The following is a 16,907-nucleotide window of genomic DNA, read 5'->3' as shown; positions in this document are numbered from 1 at the left end:
GATGGCGCTTGACCTGGGTCAAGGTTGGGGGAAGATTCGGGGCGTCTACCATCGGGCCGTACGTCTCCGACCCAACGACCCTTTGACCAAGTTCGAATGAAGATCGTCGTCTACAACCTGAAGGGCCAATACGCACTGTCCCGCGCGGAGGTCGAGATCATTCACTCGACGTTGCCGCGCCTGGCATGGGCGCGCATCGCGGAGTTCCATCTGGCCCATTCGCACGATCGCGCTTGCGAGATGTTCGAGTTCGATGACCGGTCCGGCATCGTGTTCTTCATCGCTCCCATCGGAAGCAAGACGCGCGTGCTGCGCGACAAGGCCATCCATGAACTGCTGGTCGGCCTGGCGCGCGTCAAGGCGCGGTCTCGTTTCTTCATGCCGCTGAAAGACCCGGAGCGCTCGCTGTACAGCGCGTTTGCCGACGAGTGGATGCAGCGGTGCATCCACGCCATCGAGCAAAGATCGAACCGCGCCGGCGCGCCTTGACGCAAGCCCTCAGCTCTTCGCCCCCAACGCACTCAACACCGCCGCCGTCATCGCCCGCACCCCCGTCGTGATCGACGGCTCCGGCACCGGCGCGAAGTACGGCGAGTGATTGAACGGCAGCGGCTTGCCGCCCGGCTTCTGCGAATCGGCCACGTCCTTCGGATCGTTCACGCCGATGAAGAAGAACATCGTCGGCACGCCTTCGACGGCGAACTCCGAGAAGTCTTCGCTCGCCGTGATCGGCGGCACCGGCAAGACCTTCGCATCGCCCAGCTGCGCCTTCAGCGCGGCCACCGTGCGCTGCACCAGCGCCTGGTCGTTGATCACCGCGGCGTTGCCCTTCGATGGGTCGAGCCCGATCACCGGCTCGGGCGCGCCGGCCATGGCGGCCGTGGCCTTGGCGGTGCGGCGCACCCCGTCGATCAGGCCGTCGCGCACCTTCGGGTCGTAGCTGCGGATGGTGCCGCGCAGCAGCGCCTCGTCGGGGATGATGTTGCCGGCCGTGCCCGCCTGGATCGCGCCGATCGTGACGACGCCGAATTCGCTCGGGTCCTTCTCGCGGCTCACCACGGCCTGCACGTCGGTCACGAAGCGCGCGGCCATCATGATCGGATCGATCGCCCTGTGCGGCGCGGAGCCGTGTCCGCCGCGGCCCTTGAAGACGATCTCCATGCCATCCGATGCCGAGGTGATCGGCCCCGCGCGGTAGCCCACGTAGCCGTAGGGCGATGCCGCCGTGTGCAGCGCGAAGGCGAAGTCGGGCTTGGGAAAGCGCTTGTAGAGGCCCTCGTTGATCATGCCCTTGGCGCCGCCGCTGCTCTCTTCGGCGGGCTGCGCGATGAACACCAGCGTGCCGTGCCACTGGTCCTTGAGTGCGAGCAGCGTGCGCGCGGTGCCGGCCCAGCTCGCCATGTGGATGTCGTGGCCGCAGCTGTGCGCAACGAAGGTTTCCTTGCCTTGCCACAGGGCCTTGGCCTTGCTCGCGTAGGGCAGGCCGGTCTTCTCTTCCATCGGCAGCGCGTCGAGCTCGGTGCGCACCATCACGGTGGGGCCTGCGCCGTTGCGCAAGACCGCGACCACGCCCGTGCGGTTCACATGCTCGGTCACCTCGAAGCCCAGGGCGCGCATCTCGGCCGCGAGCTTGGCGGCGGTGCGCACCTCCTGGAAGCCGAGCTCGGGGTGCGCGTGGATGTCCTTGTAGAGCGCATCGAGCTGCGGGTACATCTCGCGCACCAGCGGCTCGATCCGTTGCGCGGCGGGCGTCGCGTTCTGCGCCATGGCCACCGGCACGGCCGCGCAGAAGAAGGACAGGCAGGACAGCGAGAGAGAAAGCTGGCGAAGAGAAAACATGAGAGGGCGTGTCTCCGGGGAGGGGTGTCGAACGGGGTGGGCCGTGCGGCGCATCGGTGTGTGCCTTGACGTGCTGTTGCACGGCGAGCGTGAATCTAGGGAAAGTTTTGCCAGGCGTCCAATGCATTGTTCTATGCGCTGCAATAATTCGAATGCATGAACAAGCCCATTCACACCATGACGTTCGTGCAGCTGCGGCACTTCCTGTCGGTGGCCGAGACGGGGTCTTTCACCCGTTCGGCCAAGGCGCTGTCGATCACGCAGCCGGCCCTGAGCCGCAGCATCCACGCGCTGGAGGGCGGCTTCCAGCGCGCGCTGTTCGACCGCGTGGGGCGGCGCAGCGAGCTCACGCACTTCGGGCGCGACGTGCTCGAGCGCGTGCGCCACCTGGTCTGCGATGCGGACGATCTCGTGGCCGCCGCACGGGGCAAGGGCAGCAACACCTTGCGGGTCGGATTGGGCGCAGGCCCCGGCGCGCTGCTGGCCACGCCGCTGCTCGAGCGCATGGCCTTTCGCGATGCGCCGGTGCGCATCGACATCCTGCGCGGCGACACCGACCGCCTGCTGCAGGCGCTGCGGGAGCGCGCGCTCGATGCGGCGGTGGTCGAGTTCCGCACCGTGACGCCGAGCGTCGACCTGAAGATCGAGCCGCTGGTGGAAATGCGCGGCGCCTTCATGTGCCGCCGCGGCCATCCGCTCGCGAAGAAGCGCGGGCCCTTGCGTTTCGGGCGCCTGCTGGACTACCCGATGGCCTCCACCGGCCTGGGCCGCGACGTGATGCGCGCGATGGTCGATGCCTACGGCCCCGAGGCGCACCCCGACCAGTGCGTGACCTTGCGCTGCTCGGAGATCTCGAACCTGGTCGAGCTCACACGCAACACGGATGCAATTTTGCTGGCCGTGCGCGCGGTCGCGCCCGACCTCGTGGCGCTACCGGTGCACCCGCCGCTGGGCGCCGCGCGCTTCGGCCTCGTCACGCTGGCCGGGCGCAGCGAGGCGCCGACGTTGCCGTTGCTCAGGGAGGTGATTGCCGAGCGGATGCCCCGCGATGAAGGTGCTCAGGCCCGCGCCACCCAGCCCCGGAAGGCCAAGCCCGCGTAGAACAGGCGCACGTTCGTGAAGCCCGCTTCTTCCAGCAATTCTTCTTCGCGCTCCGGGCTCTGCAACGGCAGCGTCGCGCCGATGGCGGACGCCGCCTTGCGCGCGTTCTCCGCATCGACGCCTGACGCCACGGCGAAAGCCGCATAGCGCGAGAGCCACACCTCCCGCTCCTCTGGCGCTTGAGGAAAACTCAGATGCGCCATGACGAACGGCGCACCGGGTTGGAGACGGCGATGGATTTCCTTCAACGTCGACTTTCTTTCTTCGACGGCCACGAAGTGCATCGTGAGCAGGCAGGTCGCGGCATCGAACGGACCGGTGGGCGCGGTGTCGGTGTAGCCGTGGTGCAGCTGTACACGCTCGGCGAGCGGGCCGAGCGCCGCGGCCGCCAGGTCGAGCATGGGTTGCGACGGATCGACACCGACGAAGTGCCATTGCGAGTGCGCCTCTGCGAGCGCCTTCAACTCCATGCCGCCGCCGGCGCCGATGACCAGCACATTCGCCGATTCGGGCGCGTGCTCCGCGACGAGCAGCGCCGCCATCGTTTGCAGGTCGTGCAAGCCGGGGACGATGCGGGCGGTTTTCTCGGCGTAGTTGGCGAGGGCCGAGGCGTTGCTGAAAGCGGTGTTGGGTTCGGACATGCGGGCAGTTTAGGGAATGCGATGGGTTGGCTGCGAGGCGAGGGCAGAATGCGGCGCAAAGCGCTGTTTGTGAACGGATCGAATCAATGCTCTGGTCCCTCGGGCTTCGACCACGACATTGCCTGGAACGGCCGACTGTCCTGGGCGGCCAGAACCAGACATTGGATCGGCGAGGGGAGCGCCAGGCGGGATTAGCCGCTGCAGGCGACGCCCCCTTAAGCAGTCCTCCGACATAGTCTCTTTTTTTAAAAAAACATGGCCTTCAGTTTGACCCACCGCTACGGCAGCATGGAACCGGGCAACGCCAACTCCGATTTCCTCGCGCTGCTTCGCGAACTTGAAGATCGTCAGGAAGACACCGAGCACGGTACCGTGGCGGTCACCCATGAATCCGGGTGGAGCTTGTCCGTATCGCGCGGGGGTTACATCGCTTTCGAGAATCTCGAAGCCGATGCAGGGACCGAGCGGCACATGGATGCGGTGCCGGTTCCCAGGGTTCTCGAACTGTGGCGCCATCTTGCCGAGGGAAACCTTGCCGCCATCGAGCAGGAGCCCTGGCTGTCCGGCTATTAGCCCGCACGGAAACTCGCGACCGAAGCGGACCATGGCCCTGTCCTTCAAACATTCGGGCGCGCATTGCGCAGTGCCGGGTCAGCACGCAATCGCCTCCCGCATCAGATACCCGACCCCCCGGATCGCGTGGATCTCCACGCCCGCATCCGCCCCGTCGAGCCTCGATCGCAGACGCGAGAGATTGGCGTCGAGCGAGTTGGACTTCGGATCGTTGCCTTCTTCGTACACGCGCTCGAGCAAGGCCGAGCGCAGCACCGTGCATTGCTTGTTGCGCAGCAGCACCTCCAGCGCCAGCAGCTCGCGGCGCGGCAGCGCGAGGGGCGTGCCGTTGACGAAGGCGTGGCGCATGTCGGTGTCGAACCGCAGCCGGCCCAGTTGCAGCGTGCGGGGCTTGCGCGCGCTCGGGCGGCGGACGACGGCGCGCATGCGGGCCAGCAGTTCGTCCAGCGCGAAAGGCTTGGCGAGGTAATCGTCGGCGCCGCGGTCCAGGCCGGCCACGCGATCGGCGGTGCCGGCCATCGCGGACAGCATCACCACGGCCGCGCGCGGTTCGGTGTGCGCGAGCAGGTCGAGCAGCGCCATTCCGTCGCCATCGGGCAGGCGGCGGTCGAGCAGGATCACGTCGTACGCGGCATCGAACGCGGCGTGTTCGGCCGCACGCAGCGACCGCGCCACGTCGACCAGCATGTGGTGCCGGCGCAGCGCCGCTGCGAGGGCGTTGGCCAGATCGGGCTCGTCGTCGACCAGGAGTACGCGCATGGGGTGCGGGTGCTGCAGAAGTTTGCGCCTCAGCGCGTGCCGTGGCCCAGCGCATCCATCGCCGCCTGCGCGATGTGATCGCGCCATTCGCGCTTGAGGTCGGTGCGCACCGCCTGCAGGGCCGAGATGCCCAGGCCCGTGAAGGCGCTGGTCACGCGCACGATGCGCTCCATGCTCAGGTCCTTCGGGTTCTTCAGGTCGATGCCCAGCGCCTCGTAGAGGATGAGGCCGATCTCGATCAGCTGCGGATCGCCGTCGGGCTCGTTCTCGGCGATGCGGTGTGAGAGCGCGGACACGCCCGGCCAGTCGTAGGTGAACTGCAGCGCCGCCTCGACATTCGCGCGGTCGCGCTCGATGCCGACGGGCATGGCTTTCACGCGCTCGCGCACCGCGATCACGTGCTCGCGCAGGGCATCGATGGCGGCCGCATAGATCGAGAGCTTGCTCGGAAAGTGATGCAGCAGCCCCGCCTTTGAGTAGTTGACCGCATCCGCTATCTGCTGGAGCGAGGTGTGGTCGAAACCGTGCCGCGCGAACAGGGCCGCGGCGCTGTCGATGATGTCGGCATCGATCTCCGATTTGGTGGGTTTGGGCATGGGCTTAACTCGCGGGCGGCAATGGCATGAAATAGACGGCTTCGATGGCTTCGCAGATAACGCCTACCGCCAGCGGCGGCGGCTGTGCCGTGCGTCGCGGTCGGCGCGATCATAGACCATTTCATATGGTTGCCAACCATATTGGTTGGTTTGTGGATGTAAATGGTCGGGCCGAAGGGGGCGTGCGTGCGCCCGCTCCAGATCAATTCAGCAAGGTCAGGTGAAGCGGGAGCGCCCGCTCCCGGCAAGTTCAGGGCGGGCCGGCTGGCGCGGTGCTCGTGGAGGCCCTGTTCTGCCAATCGTCGACGTAGCCCCGGGCCTTGGCTTCGAGCTGGACGATCATTTCAGCCGGGTCGGAAAGGATGGTCGCCAGGACCAGCCGGCACCGGTGGTCTCCGTCCCGGTGCAGGTCGGCGTGGCCGGCGACACATTCGCCTGCCCGGACCACCGTCAACCGGATCACGATGTCCCAGGAGAGATAGCTGATCCTGTGCTCTTCGCTCTGAATGGCCATGTGGTGCCGCCGCGGCGGACCTGAGGTTGCGACCGCGATTCGATGGGCTCTGGATAGAAAAATATTCCCCCTCGGATGAATCTATCCCCAAAAGAACGGCATCGCAATCCAAAACCCTTGCAGGCGAGGTCAGCGAAATCGCTTGGTGAACTCGCGCACGACGCCGATGACGAAGGCCTTGCCCAGCGGCTTGATGGGGTAGCGGGTGTTCAGCGGCCGCAGGTAGTACTCGCCGCCGTCTTTCACCAGCTGCTTGAAGGTGGTCTGGTTGCTGTCGTTCAGGGCAATGACGTAGTCGCCCGGCAGCGCCTCCATCTCGGGCTCCACGATGACGATCGAGCCGTCGGGAAACGAGTCGCCGGTCTCGCTCACCATGCTGTCCCCGTGCACGCGCAGCGCGTAGGTGTGGCGCTTGATGGGCACCGTGACGGGCACGGTCTCGAACTGGCCCTTGGGCTTGAAGTTGTCGATGACGGTGTAGTTGCCGGCCTCCACCTCGGAGACCAGCGGCACCTCGGCGCGCACGTCCACGCCCGGGCTGGTGTTGGAGCCGCCGGACAGAAGCTCCACCACGGACACGCCGAGCAACTCGGCCACCCGCGGCTGGTTGCTGCGCTTGGGCGCTGTGCCGCCCGGCTTTTCCCATTGCTGGACGGCACCCCGGCTGACCCCGACAGCGTCAGCGAATTGCTGCTCGCTCAATCCGAGTCGCCGGCGCCCTTCTCGGATAAGTCTGTGGATGCTCATCGTGCAGAGGCTAGGCTCACGAAGAGATAGAAAATAAATCCGGGATAGGAAATCTGGCAAGCAAAGATGCACCGCCGAAGGGGTTTCCCCGAGACATGCGGCGCACTTGCGGCCTATGCTGGGCCGCACAAACAACAGTCCCACGGACGGCGAAAGGGACTTCTTGGACACAGACCTGGGGCTGGAATGCGGCCCGTTGCTGCCGATCGGCTGGGTTTTCGAACTCCGCCTGAGCCGCAACACCGACGGCGATTTCGGCGGCATCGGCTTGCTGCGGCGCCACGGCGTGGACATGTGCCATCTGACCCTGGCCAGCCTCGCGAGCGACCGCACCGAGGCTCTGCGGCGCGTGAAGGTGCGCGTCGAATCGTGGATGGCCGAATGGCAAACGCGGTGAATCCCCGCCGATGAGGTACTGTGCAGGCCTGTGAACAATGAAACAGGCGGGCGACGGTGAATCAACTTCTGGCCATGCGGGCCTTTGTGCGCGTCGTGGAGACCGGCTCCTTCAGCCGGACCGCCGATCAATTGGCGCTGCCGCGTTCCACGGTCAGCAAGCTGATCACCGATCTTGAAAAGCACCTGGGCATCAAATTGATGCAGCGAACCACGCGTGCCGTGGCGCCCACGTCGGACGGCCTGGAGTATTACGAGCACGCCATGCGCTGGATTGCCGAAATGGATTCGGTGGAAAGTGCGGTACGGGGAAACAAACTCAACCCGAGCGGGCATTTGAGAGTCGACGTGCCCGCCTCATTCGCCAATGGCCTGCTGATTCCCGAATTGGCGGATTTTCACCATCAATACCCGGATATCACCGTCGCCGTGGGAATCAGCGACCGGCCCTTGAATATCGTGGAAGAGGGCGTGGATTGCGTCATCCGCGCCGGAAAATTAGGCGATATGGCGATGATCGGGCGCAAGGTGACCGAGCTTCAATACCTGACCTGCGCGGCGCCAGCCTATTTGAAACGCAAGGGAATTCCGTCTTCTCCCGAGGATCTTCAATCCAATCACGACGCGGCGTGTTATTTCTTTGCCGCGACCGGGAAGCCGGAATTATTGGTATTCGAGCGCGGCAATGAGCGATTCGAAATCGGTAATTGCGTATTCTCGGCCAACGAGGGCGAGGGCCTGAAGGAGATGCTGCTCGCGGGCCTGGGCGTCGGGCAGCATTTCAGGCGCGTCGTCCAGCCCTATCTGGACGCGGGCCAATTGGTCCCGGTGCTGGAAGATTGGTCACGGCCGGCAATGCCTTTTCATGTGCTTTATCCGCCCAACCGGCATCAGAACGCCCGGTTGAAAGCGTTCGTCGATTGGGTGATTCAGAAATTCGGAGGCGATCTGCTTATTACGGAATAATTGCGGTCACGCGAATTTCAATGTGCATGTCCGGGTGTGCGAGGGCCTCGACGCCCAATTCCGTCCAGATGGGCGCATGGTTGGGCATGTATTGGCGATAAAGCCTGGAAATCGTCTCGTTCACCTCGTCAGGAAATCCGCCGACGTGGTACGAATTGACGTGAACGACATGCTCCCAGCTGGCGCCGGCGGCGGCCAGCGTCCGTTCGACATTTCGGAATGTCTGCGCAATCTCTTCTTCGAGGGATTTGGGGAATTGCAGCTCGTCATTCCAGCCGCCCTGGCCTGAAATTTCCACGCGATTGCCGATCTTGACGGCTTGGGAATAATGCAACCTGTCTCGGAATTGCTGTCCATAGCCAGGGGTGACGAAGAATTCGGGTTTGCTCACTTTTCTCTCCAATATCGATGATCAATGGCATAAATCAGATGCCAATGATAGGGAGACAAAAGAAGAAGAAAAAGCCCGAATCCCTGTCATGACTGTCCACCTGCATGGACAGTCTGCTGGTCAGCGACCGTCTCCCAGGGTCGCGGGGCTTGCACGCGAGCCTTTGGCATCGACATCGGCGAACCACCGGAAGATGCGGGAGCGGTAGCCCGCGGTGGTCCGCATGTGCAGAAAGCCCGTGGTCGCGAGGCCCCGGTCGTCGACCGGGATGCCTGCGATGCGCAGGGCCGCCAACTCGGTGTCCGGGTCGGTGTGGAACGGCACTTTCAAGGTTGCCGTTGCTTTGTGGAAGGTGGCCCTGGTCATCGGAAAACTCCTTGTATCTTGGTGGCCAGTACATCCCAGGGGGTGGGTTCCCTGCAATACCGCGTTCGTGCTACGACGAACGATCTCGGCACGGGGCGGTTGCCGCCTGAAATCGCAAATTAGTACAGCTTCTGCGAATTTGAGTACCAAGGCTGTTTCATTCCGGAAACCACACTTGCGCATGCAAAAAACAGAAGTACTAGTGACCGCCATGGACATGGCGCGCTCAGGGCTCGGCTTTCATCCCGGAGACGCCATCGACCACATCGCCAAACTGATCGCCGAGCAAGACCCGCAGGACGATCTGTACGCCGTCCAGGTCGAGGGATTGCTCCGGCTTTGCGCATGCATCTGGAGCTTGCGGCGCGACACGGTGACGCCGGCGCGCCAATCGCAGGCGCGGGAACTCGTGGGGGCAGGCCCCGATTCCGAAGCGGGGCATCGGGCCTGCCATTCGTAGGCCGGCGCACTCGAGCGCTTCCGAGCCTGGCGTCATGCGCTGCGCCCTGGTGATCCAGGCCCCTGTGCCTGCCACTTCATGCGCACGCCCAGCGGCCGTCGATCGGGGTCTTCTTACAACTTGCCGGCGCGAAATGGCCGTCCGCCGAGGCTAAAGTCCTGTCACCCGGTCGCGGACTGTCCGCGACCTTTTCCGCCCCGGGCCCCTCGGTTTTCCGCCCGCTTTTTCCGTTTTTCCGCTTTCCGCACACCCATGTCCAACCTCATCGTGCACGGCGGCACGCCGCTTCGCGGCCGCATCACCCCCTCCGCCAACAAGAACGCCGTGCTGCCGGTGCTCTGCGCCACCTTGCTCACCAACGAGCCGCTGCGATTGCTCGGGGTGCCCGACATCACCGACGTGCGCAAGATCCTGGACATCTTCCGCACGCTCGGAAGCGACGTGCAGATGGACCACGCCACCGGCACGCTGGAGTTGCACCACCGCGAAACCGCGTTCGACGCCGCGCGGCATCGCCTGCCCGAGGAGATGCGCTCGTCGATCATGCTGGTGCCGCCGCTCTTGGCGCGCTTTCGCGTCGCGCGGCTGGAGGACAACGTCAAGGGCTGCACGCTGGGCGTGCGCGAGATCGATCCGCACGTGGAGGTGTTCCAGCGCTTCGGCGGCCAGGTGGAGCGCACCGAGGGGTCGCTGCTCGTGCGCAGCGCCGGGCGCCTGACGCCCACGGACCACTGGCTCGACTACGCCTCGGTCACGACCACCGAGAACTTCGTCCTGTGCGCGGCCGCGGCCGACGGCACCTCGACGCTCACCAACGCCGCCTCGGAGCCGCACGTGCAGGAGTTCTGCCGCTTCATGGCGATGATCGGCGTGCGCATCGAAGGCATCGGCACCTCGCGCGTGACGGTGCATGGCGGCAACGCGCTCACGGGCGGCGAGTTCCGCTTCGACGAAGACTTCCACGAGATCACGACCTTTCTCGCGCTGGGCGCGATCACCGGCGGCGACGTGATCGTGCGCAACAGCGCGCCCGCGAACTTTCCGCTGCTGGACCGCACCTTCGCGAAATTCGGCGTGCGCATCGAGCATGCGGACGGCTGGTCGCGCGCGATCCGCACCGGCCCGCTGAAGGTGCAGACGCCGTTCACGAGCAACGTGCTCACCAAGGTGGAGGCGGCGCCGTGGCCTTACTTTCCGGTGGACCTCTTGCCCATCTTCATCGCGCTGGGCGTGCGCGCGCAGGGCAACGCGATGTTCTGGAACAAGGTGTACGACGGCGCTCTCGGCTGGACCGGCGAGCTCTCCAAGTTCGGCGCGCACGTGTTCTCGTCGGACCCGCACCGGCTCATCACCTTCGGCGGCAATCCGCTGACGCCGGCGGTGGTGGAGAGCCCGTACATCATCCGCGTGGCGATCGCGCTCTTCATGGTGGCCGCGAGCATCGAGGGGCGCTCGGAGATCCGCAACGCGACGCCGATTCGCCGCGCGCACCCGCGCTTCGTGGAAAACCTGCGCAGCCTGGGCGTGCAGGTGGAGTGGACGAGCGAGGAATAAAAAGACGGCAGAGGGCGCGAGGCGGCTGTGCGCCGCCATCGCCGCCACATGATTTTCAACAAAGAAAAAAGAGGGAGAAAGATCGTGATCGTTTCGGTATCGAACAAGGGCAAGTGGCTGCTCAGCCAGGTCGGACAGCTGGTGTTGATGGTCGGGCTGGCCTCGCTGGTCTTCAATTACGCGTACCGGTTCCTGGTCGACCGGACGATCAACTCGCCGCTGTTCTATGCGGCGACGCTCCTTCTGGGGCTCGTGGTTGTCGTGCTGCTTCGCCGCGACTATCTCTTCGTGACGAAGTTCGAATTCACCCCGGAGCGCATCGTCGTGCGCACGGCGCTGGGTTTTGCCAAGACCTTCGATGCGCAGCAATTCAGGTTCGTGCCGAACCTGCACAAGACGATCGGCATCTCCGAGTCGAAGGCGACGCTGTCGTTCTACGTGCAGAACCGCGCGACGGGGCGCAACGTGAGGAACTACGCCTGGACGGGCTTTTCCGAGGAAGACTTTCGCGCCGCGTGCCGCCTGCATGGCTACAAGGACGAGACGGATTTCAAGCTGAAGGAATTCGGCGCGCCGCGCTAGGTCCTGCTGCCAGCGGGGCTTGCATCACCGGGCGCTGCGCGCTTCGGTCCACACGACGACCACCAGGCCCGCGAGCACCATCGCCAGTCCGGCGAAGGCTGCCGGGGCCGGGCGCTCGTGCACCACGAGCAGGGCCAGCGCGAACGCGGTGACCGGTTCCGCCAGCGCGAGCGTGACGCCCGAGGCGCCGGAGATGTGCCGCAGCGCATGGCTGAAGAGCAGGTACGAGACGCCCGTGGAGACCAGGCCCAGGTACGCCACGATGGCCCATCCCGACGGCGTGGCCGTGAAGGGGCCCGAGAGGAGGAACGCCACCGGTATCGCTGCGGCAGAGGCCACGCCGAAGACCCAGAGCGTGACCGTCGCGGGCGGCGAGTGGCGCACGAGGCGCTGGCTCACCAGCGTGTAGACCGCATAGCAAAAACCCGATGCCAGGCACAGCGCGAGTCCCGCCGGCTCTGCCTGCAGGCCGGCGGCGCCGGCCGGCATCACCATCAGGCACCCGCCGCCGATGGCCAGCAGCGTGCCCACCCACCACACCGGCGCGGGCGGCCTGCGCGAGACCAGCGACTGCAGCAGCCCCGCCCATGCCGGCCCGCTGCCCACCGCCACCGCGGTGCCGATGGCGATGCCCGTGGCCTTGACGCCCGCGAAGAAGCTCAGGTTGTAGCCGGCCATGCACAGGCCCGCGAGCAGCACCCATCGCCATGCGGTGGCAGGCAGGGCGAGCGTCGGGCGATCGCCGCCGCGCCGGCGCCAGGCGATGAAGGCCGCGAAGAACAGCGTGGCGATCGCCATGCGCAAGGTGCCCACCCAGTAGGGCGAGGTGTGCGCGGGCATGAAAGTCTGCGCGGTTCCGGTGGTGCCCCACAGGGCGGCGGCGGCCAGCACCATGCAGGCGCCGACGATGGATGCGTTCTTCATGCCCCGGATGCTCGGGCGAGACGGGGCGCCCGAATGTCGAGAGACTCTCGACCTTCAGGAGGATGCCGAAGATGCCGAGGGTGCGGAAGACGCGGAGAGTGCGCGCAGCTGCCTCGCCCCCAGCTGGCGTTCGCGCCGCAGCGCGAAGCCCAGCGCGCTCGCCGAGCGGTAGCCCACGCGCAACGCGGTCGCCTCCAGCGGCATGCCGCCGCGCAGCCAGCGCTCCGCCGCATCGAGCCGCCGCGCGCGCAGGTACGCCTGCGGGGAGAGGCCGGTCAGCTCGAGCAGCCGCGCATGAAAGCGCTGCGGGCTCAGGAAGAAGAGCGCGGCCATGCGCGCGGTGTCCCACGGCGCGTGCAGCGCGCGGCCGAGGGCGTCGTCCAGGCGGGCGAGCTCGATGCTGCGGCGCGCGAGGATCGAGGGCGCCTCGAGCACCTTCGCCAGTTGCCGCGCGGCATTCGATGCGTCGATGCCGTTGCGGCAGGCGGCCGTGACCGCGAAGCGCCGCAGGCGGTCCACGCCGGCGTCGTCGGGCGTGTCGATGACCACCATGCGCACACCGCGCGGAGCCATGAAGGTGTGGGCCATGCCGGCCGGAATGATCATTCCGCACGAGCTGTCGGTGAAGGCGGCGCGCCCGCCGATCTCCAGCTCCATGCGGCCGTCCAGCGCATACATGATCTGCGCGTGGTCATGATCGTGGCCCAGGTACTCGCCGCTGTAGCTGCGGATGCTGCAATGCGGGGCGGGCGCGGTCGGGGAGGGCATGCGCGCGATTGTGCCAAGCCACGCCGCGATGCCCCGCTGCCGCAGCGCCCGTCGCCAAGGCGGTGACGGCACCGTCCTACGCCTTTCGTCGGCCATCGCAACGCCGTCCTCGCGCGTGCCTGGAGAGACTGGGCCATTCGCAGACTTCCACGGGGCAACGCACATGAAGACCGAACCGAAGGTGGGCGACAAGGTCGCCTGGAGCACCTCCCAGGGAAAGACCACAGGCGTGGTGACCCGCAAGGTGACGGGCACCGCGAGCGTGAAGGGGCACACCGCCAAGGCGACGGAGGCCCATCCCGAGTTCGAGGTCAAGAGCAGCAAGTCGGGCAAGAAGGCGATCCACAAGGCCGAAGCGCTTCAGAAAAATGGCTAGCGCACGCACGCCCGCCGCGGCCGATGCGGACACCGTGCGCGCGTTCAAGCGCGCGGTCAACATGACGCCGCGGCAGCTCGGCGACTGGCTCGAAACCGACGACTCGCGCGCGGTCGGCTTCAAGGGCGCGGAGGGCGGTGAGTCGGTCGGCCATCGTTCGGGGCGGCGCATCGTGCGCCTGCTCGCGAAGGCCCGCGGCGAGCTCACGGCCGGCGACATCGCGCACATGCGCAAGGTCGTCGGCTACGTCAAGCGCCACCTGGCCCAGCGGCCCGAGGGCGATGTGACCGACACGCCGTGGCGCTACTCGTTGATGAACTGGGGGCACGACCCCAAGCAAGCCAAGCACGTGCCGCGCAGGCGAGCCGCTTGATCGCCGAGCCCTGCGATGACCCCGCGGGCGCAGCGCCGCCCGGCTTGGCGGGACAATCGCGGCATCCGATCAAGAAGGAGCACCCGAATGGCCACGCTGCAGCAGATTCTCGGCACCGAACTTCCCCTCATCCAGGCGCCGATGGCCGGCATCCAGGTCAGCGCGATGGCCATCGCGGTGAGCAACGCGGGCGGGCTCGGATCGCTGCCTTGCGCGATGCTGAGCCCCGACGTGATGCGCAGCGAACTCACCGCCATCCGCGCCGGAACCGACAAGCCCTACAACGTCAACTTCTTCTGCCACACGCCGCCCGCGCCGAGCACCGAACGCGAGGCCACATGGCGTGCCGCGCTCGCGCCGTACTACGCAGAATTCGGCATCGATGCGGCGAGCGTCCCCACCGGCCCGGGCCGCAACCCCTTCAGCGCCGACGTGGCAGACCTGCTGGCCGAGTTCAAGCCGCCGGTGGTGAGCTTTCATTTCGGGCTGCCGTCCGCTGAGCTGTTGGCGCGGGTGCATGGCTGGGGCGCGAAGGTGCTGGCCTCGGCCACCACGGTCGAAGAGGCGCTGTGGCTCGAGGCGCATGGCGCCGATGCGGTGATTGCGCAGGGGCTCGAGGCGGGCGGGCATCGCGGTCATTTCCTGTCGCACGACCTGACAAAGCAACTGGGCACGTTTGCCTTGCTGCCGCAGCTGGTGCGCGCGGTGAAGGTGCCGGTGATCGCGGCCGGCGGCATCGCCGATGCCAACGGCGTGGCCGCGGCCATGGCGCTCGGCGCCGCGGGCGTGCAGGCCGGCACCGCCTACATGCTGACGCCCGAGGCCACCACCAGCGCGATCCATCGCGCGGCGCTCAAGAGTGAAGCGGCGCGCCACACCGCGCTCACCAACCTCTTCACGGGACGCCCGGCGCGCGGCATCGTCAACCGCGTGATGCGGGAGCTCGGGCCCATCGGCGCGGCGGCGCCCGAGTTTCCGCTCGCCACATCGGGCATCGCGCCGCTGCGCGCGAAGGCCGAAGCGCAGGGCAGCGGCGACTTCTCGCCGCTGTGGTCGGGGCAGAACGCCACCGGCTGCCGCGAGGTGTCGGCCGCCGAAGTGACGCGCGCGCTCGCCCAAGGTTTTCAAGCATCCCTCTGAACGAACGCATTCATGACCCAACTTCACCTGCCCCTCAAGTTTCTCGAACACAGCGCACAGGCCAACGTGCGCGAGCCCTGGCTGCTGGTGCTGATGCACGGCGTGGGCAGCAACGAGCAGGACCTGTTCGGCCTCGCGCGGCTGATGCCGCCGCAGTTCCATGTGCTGAGCCTGCGCGCGCCCTATGTGCTGTCGCCCGATGCCTATGCGTGGTTCGAGTTCGGCGTGCTGCCCAACGGCGAGCGGCAGATCGACGAAGAACAGGAGCGCGAGAGCCGCTTTCTCGTCGGGGAGATGATCGACTCGGCCGCGCAGCAGCTGGGCGTGCCGCCCGAGCGCATCGTGGTGGGCGGCTTCAGCCAGGGCGGGATCATGGCGCTGTCGCTGCTGCTCACGCAGCCCGCGAAGCTGCGCGCCGCGATGGTGTGGCACAGCCGGCTGCTGTCGCAGGTGGTGCCGCACATCGCGCCCGCCGAGGCCTTCGAGGGCAAGGCGCTGTGGGTGAGCCATGGCAGCGCCGACAACGTGATTCCGCCGAGCGCTGCCGAGGTCACGCGCGAGCTCGCGCGCACGCTGCCGCTGGCGCTGTCGGGCTCGGACTTTCCGGGCGCGCACGAGCTCCGCCCGGCCGAACTGCAGGGCACGGTCGCGTGGCTGCAGTCGCTCAGCGCGCCGGCCTGAACCATCGGGCGCGGTGTGTAAGCGGTGCTGGGCGGTGCGTGGACGGTGCCCCGCGTCACAAGGCGTTACGAGCTCAGGCGTGAATGGGGTACCGATTGATGCAACATCGACCGACCTGTTGCATCACACAGCCTTCAGCAAAAAGGAACGTGCCGCCATGACCGACAACCCATCCTCGGACTCCCCAGGCTCCCGGGACGCCCCCGAATTCCGCCCCCGCCGCGAGACGCCGATCGGCATGATCGTCGTCATCGGCCTCGTGGTGCTGGCGGCCGCGTTCTTCGGCTGGCGCTGGTACCAGCAACAACAGAAAGCGCCCGAGCCCACGCCCGTCGCCGCGGCGCCCGACGACCGGCCCGCCGCACCGCCCGCGGCTGCCGAGCCCACGGGCCCGCAGAACCCCGTCGATGCGCTCGCGCCGCCCGATGCCGCCTTGCCGGCGCTCGCGGAATCCGATTCGCGCGTGATGAAGGCATTGAGCGAGTTGATCGGCGGCAAGAACGCCTCGGCCTACCTGCGCTCGGACGGCATCGTGCGGCGCTTCGTGGCCACGGTCGACAACCTCGCGCGCGAGCAGGCGCCCGCCAGCGCCTGGCCGGTGCAGCCCACGGGGCAGCGCTTCATCACCGACGGGCCGCAACAGGGGGGCACGCAGACCATCGCCGCGAACAACGCGGCGCGCTACAACGGCATCGTGCTGCTGGCCGAGACGGTCGATCCGGCCAAGGCGGCGACGGTGTACGCCAAGCTCTATCCGCTGTTCCAGAAGGCGTACGAGGAGCTGGGCTTTCCGGGGCGCTACTTCAACGACCGGCTCATCGCCGTCATCGACCACCTGCTGCAGGCGCCCGAGCCCAGCGGCCCGGTGCAGGTGCGGCTGGTCGAGGTGAAGGGCGACGTGCCTTCGCAGCGGCCGTGGGTGCGCTACGAGTACGTCGACGCGAAGCTGGAGGCCATGTCCTCGGGCCAGAAGATCATGGTGCGCATGGGGCCGGAGAACGAGCGCAAGGTGAAGGCCAGCCTGCGCGGCTTTCGCCAGCAGATCGCCACGGGCGAGCTGGCCAGGAAGAAGCAGCCCTGAGGCAATTTCGAGGGCGGGCCTTCGGGCTTGATCCGGCGCGCCGTGTAGGCGCGGACCGATTGCGCGCGGCGCCGGGGCC

At 66.9% G+C, this 16,907-nt stretch carries 23 protein-coding genes; 13 read left to right on the top strand and 10 right to left on the bottom strand.

Annotated elements, in window-relative coordinates:
- Positions 1-96: 96 nt before the first annotated feature.
- Entirely contained in the window at positions 97-489 is a 393-nt protein-coding gene (locus ACZYRS_RS21815; protein WP_463420938.1) for a hypothetical protein, read from the top strand.
- 9 nt (positions 490-498) lie between these two features.
- Here ACZYRS_RS21815 and ACZYRS_RS21810 read toward each other — a convergent pair whose 3' ends face one another.
- The gene (locus tag ACZYRS_RS21810; RefSeq protein WP_463420937.1) at positions 499-1,839 is read right to left on the bottom strand and encodes an amidohydrolase; all 1,341 of its coding nucleotides are present in this window, start codon (positions 1,837-1,839) and stop codon (positions 499-501) included.
- A 156-nt stretch (positions 1,840-1,995) separates the two neighbouring features.
- On the opposite strand from ACZYRS_RS21810, the gene ACZYRS_RS21805 reads away from it, so the two are divergent.
- Complete coding sequence (locus ACZYRS_RS21805) at positions 1,996-2,940, top strand: LysR family transcriptional regulator (RefSeq protein ID WP_463420936.1); 945 nt, start codon at positions 1,996-1,998, stop codon at positions 2,938-2,940.
- Here ACZYRS_RS21805 and ACZYRS_RS21800 read toward each other — a convergent pair.
- On the bottom strand, positions 2,898-3,581 hold the full coding sequence (locus ACZYRS_RS21800; protein WP_463420935.1) for a class I SAM-dependent methyltransferase: 684 nt from the start codon (positions 3,579-3,581) through the stop codon (positions 2,898-2,900). The two genes, ACZYRS_RS21805 and ACZYRS_RS21800, sit on opposite strands and share 43 nt — an antisense overlap.
- A 255-nt stretch (positions 3,582-3,836) precedes the next feature.
- On the opposite strand from ACZYRS_RS21800, the gene ACZYRS_RS21795 reads away from it, so the two are divergent.
- Positions 3,837-4,154, top strand: coding sequence for a hypothetical protein (locus ACZYRS_RS21795; protein ID WP_463420934.1), 318 nt, complete (start codon positions 3,837-3,839; stop codon positions 4,152-4,154).
- Positions 4,155-4,232: 78 nt separating this feature from the next.
- Here ACZYRS_RS21795 and ACZYRS_RS21790 read toward each other — a convergent pair whose 3' ends face one another.
- The 4 genes from ACZYRS_RS21790 to ACZYRS_RS21775 all read right to left on the bottom strand — a co-directional run bounded on the left by ACZYRS_RS21790 (position 4,233) and on the right by ACZYRS_RS21775 (position 6,770).
- Positions 4,233-4,913 carry a response regulator transcription factor gene (locus tag ACZYRS_RS21790; RefSeq protein ID WP_463420933.1) on the bottom strand — a complete coding sequence of 227 codons (681 nt, stop codon included), beginning with the start codon at positions 4,911-4,913 and terminating at the stop codon, positions 4,233-4,235.
- 29 nt (positions 4,914-4,942) lie between these two features.
- Positions 4,943-5,509, bottom strand: a complete 567-nt coding sequence (locus ACZYRS_RS21785; protein ID WP_463420932.1) for a TetR/AcrR family transcriptional regulator — start codon at positions 5,507-5,509, stop codon at positions 4,943-4,945.
- A gap of 250 nt (positions 5,510-5,759) precedes the next feature.
- Positions 5,760-6,023 (bottom strand): hypothetical protein, encoded by a 264-nt coding sequence (locus tag ACZYRS_RS21780; protein ID WP_463420931.1) that lies wholly within the window; start codon positions 6,021-6,023, stop codon positions 5,760-5,762.
- A gap of 129 nt (positions 6,024-6,152) precedes the next feature.
- On the bottom strand, positions 6,153-6,770 hold the full coding sequence (locus tag ACZYRS_RS21775; protein ID WP_463420930.1) for a LexA family protein: 618 nt from the start codon (positions 6,768-6,770) through the stop codon (positions 6,153-6,155).
- Between the two features lie 163 nt (positions 6,771-6,933).
- Between ACZYRS_RS21775 and ACZYRS_RS21770 the strand changes: the two genes are divergently transcribed.
- Together ACZYRS_RS21770 and ACZYRS_RS21765 are read left to right on the top strand one after the other, a co-directional pair.
- The gene (locus ACZYRS_RS21770; RefSeq protein ID WP_463420929.1) at positions 6,934-7,167 is read left to right on the top strand and encodes a hypothetical protein; all 234 of its coding nucleotides are present in this window, start codon (positions 6,934-6,936) and stop codon (positions 7,165-7,167) included.
- A gap of 56 nt (positions 7,168-7,223) precedes the next feature.
- Positions 7,224-8,132, top strand: a complete 909-nt coding sequence (locus ACZYRS_RS21765; RefSeq protein ID WP_463420928.1) for a LysR family transcriptional regulator — start codon at positions 7,224-7,226, stop codon at positions 8,130-8,132.
- Here the strand turns inward: ACZYRS_RS21765 and ACZYRS_RS21760 are convergent.
- Together ACZYRS_RS21760 and ACZYRS_RS21755 are read right to left on the bottom strand one after the other, a co-directional pair.
- Complete coding sequence (locus ACZYRS_RS21760) at positions 8,122-8,523, bottom strand: RidA family protein (protein WP_463420927.1); 402 nt, start codon at positions 8,521-8,523, stop codon at positions 8,122-8,124. The two genes, ACZYRS_RS21765 and ACZYRS_RS21760, sit on opposite strands and share 11 nt — an antisense overlap.
- Before the next feature lie 120 nt (positions 8,524-8,643).
- Positions 8,644-8,889: a hypothetical protein gene (locus tag ACZYRS_RS21755; protein ID WP_463420926.1), complete on the bottom strand. Its 246-nt coding sequence runs from the start codon at positions 8,887-8,889 to the stop codon at positions 8,644-8,646.
- A gap of 211 nt (positions 8,890-9,100) precedes the next feature.
- Here ACZYRS_RS21755 and ACZYRS_RS21750 point away from each other — a divergent pair, with 211 nt between their 5' ends.
- From ACZYRS_RS21750 to ACZYRS_RS21740, 3 genes are all read left to right on the top strand, one after another.
- Positions 9,101-9,349: a hypothetical protein gene (locus tag ACZYRS_RS21750; protein WP_463422520.1), complete on the top strand. Its 249-nt coding sequence runs from the start codon at positions 9,101-9,103 to the stop codon at positions 9,347-9,349.
- A gap of 252 nt (positions 9,350-9,601) precedes the next feature.
- Positions 9,602-10,903 (top strand): UDP-N-acetylglucosamine 1-carboxyvinyltransferase, encoded by a 1,302-nt coding sequence (locus ACZYRS_RS21745; RefSeq protein ID WP_463420925.1) that lies wholly within the window; start codon positions 9,602-9,604, stop codon positions 10,901-10,903.
- An 84-nt stretch (positions 10,904-10,987) separates the two neighbouring features.
- Positions 10,988-11,485: a hypothetical protein gene (locus tag ACZYRS_RS21740; protein WP_463420924.1), complete on the top strand. Its 498-nt coding sequence runs from the start codon at positions 10,988-10,990 to the stop codon at positions 11,483-11,485.
- A gap of 24 nt (positions 11,486-11,509) precedes the next feature.
- Here the strand turns inward: ACZYRS_RS21740 and ACZYRS_RS21735 are convergent, their stop codons facing one another.
- Both ACZYRS_RS21735 and ACZYRS_RS21730 read right to left on the bottom strand, forming a co-directional pair.
- On the bottom strand, positions 11,510-12,409 hold the full coding sequence (locus ACZYRS_RS21735) for a DMT family transporter (protein WP_463420923.1): 900 nt from the start codon (positions 12,407-12,409) through the stop codon (positions 11,510-11,512).
- 54 nt (positions 12,410-12,463) lie between these two features.
- On the bottom strand, positions 12,464-13,177 hold the full coding sequence (locus tag ACZYRS_RS21730) for a helix-turn-helix domain-containing protein (RefSeq protein ID WP_198784563.1): 714 nt from the start codon (positions 13,175-13,177) through the stop codon (positions 12,464-12,466).
- 163 nt (positions 13,178-13,340) lie between these two features.
- Between ACZYRS_RS21730 and ACZYRS_RS21725 the strand changes: the two genes are divergently transcribed.
- The 5 genes from ACZYRS_RS21725 (at position 13,341) to ACZYRS_RS21705 (ending at position 16,828) form a co-directional block, all read left to right on the top strand.
- Positions 13,341-13,553 (top strand): hypervirulence associated TUDOR domain-containing protein, encoded by a 213-nt coding sequence (locus ACZYRS_RS21725; RefSeq protein ID WP_463420922.1) that lies wholly within the window; start codon positions 13,341-13,343, stop codon positions 13,551-13,553.
- Positions 13,546-13,926 (top strand): DUF3140 domain-containing protein, encoded by a 381-nt coding sequence (locus tag ACZYRS_RS21720; RefSeq protein WP_463420921.1) that lies wholly within the window; start codon positions 13,546-13,548, stop codon positions 13,924-13,926. Before ACZYRS_RS21725 ends, ACZYRS_RS21720 begins: the two co-directional genes overlap by 8 nt.
- Before the next feature lie 87 nt (positions 13,927-14,013).
- Entirely contained in the window at positions 14,014-15,066 is a 1,053-nt protein-coding gene (locus tag ACZYRS_RS21715; RefSeq protein ID WP_463420920.1) for an NAD(P)H-dependent flavin oxidoreductase, read from the top strand.
- A gap of 12 nt (positions 15,067-15,078) precedes the next feature.
- Complete coding sequence (locus ACZYRS_RS21710; RefSeq protein WP_463420919.1) at positions 15,079-15,747, top strand: alpha/beta hydrolase; 669 nt, start codon at positions 15,079-15,081, stop codon at positions 15,745-15,747.
- 157 nt (positions 15,748-15,904) lie between these two features.
- Positions 15,905-16,828 carry a DUF3014 domain-containing protein gene (locus ACZYRS_RS21705; RefSeq protein WP_463420918.1) on the top strand — a complete coding sequence of 308 codons (924 nt, stop codon included), beginning with the start codon at positions 15,905-15,907 and terminating at the stop codon, positions 16,826-16,828.
- Positions 16,829-16,907: the final 79 nt, after the last annotated feature.

The organism is Variovorax sp. AC194 (assembly GCF_979257995.1).
This window is presented reverse-complemented; position numbering and strand designations above follow the sequence as displayed.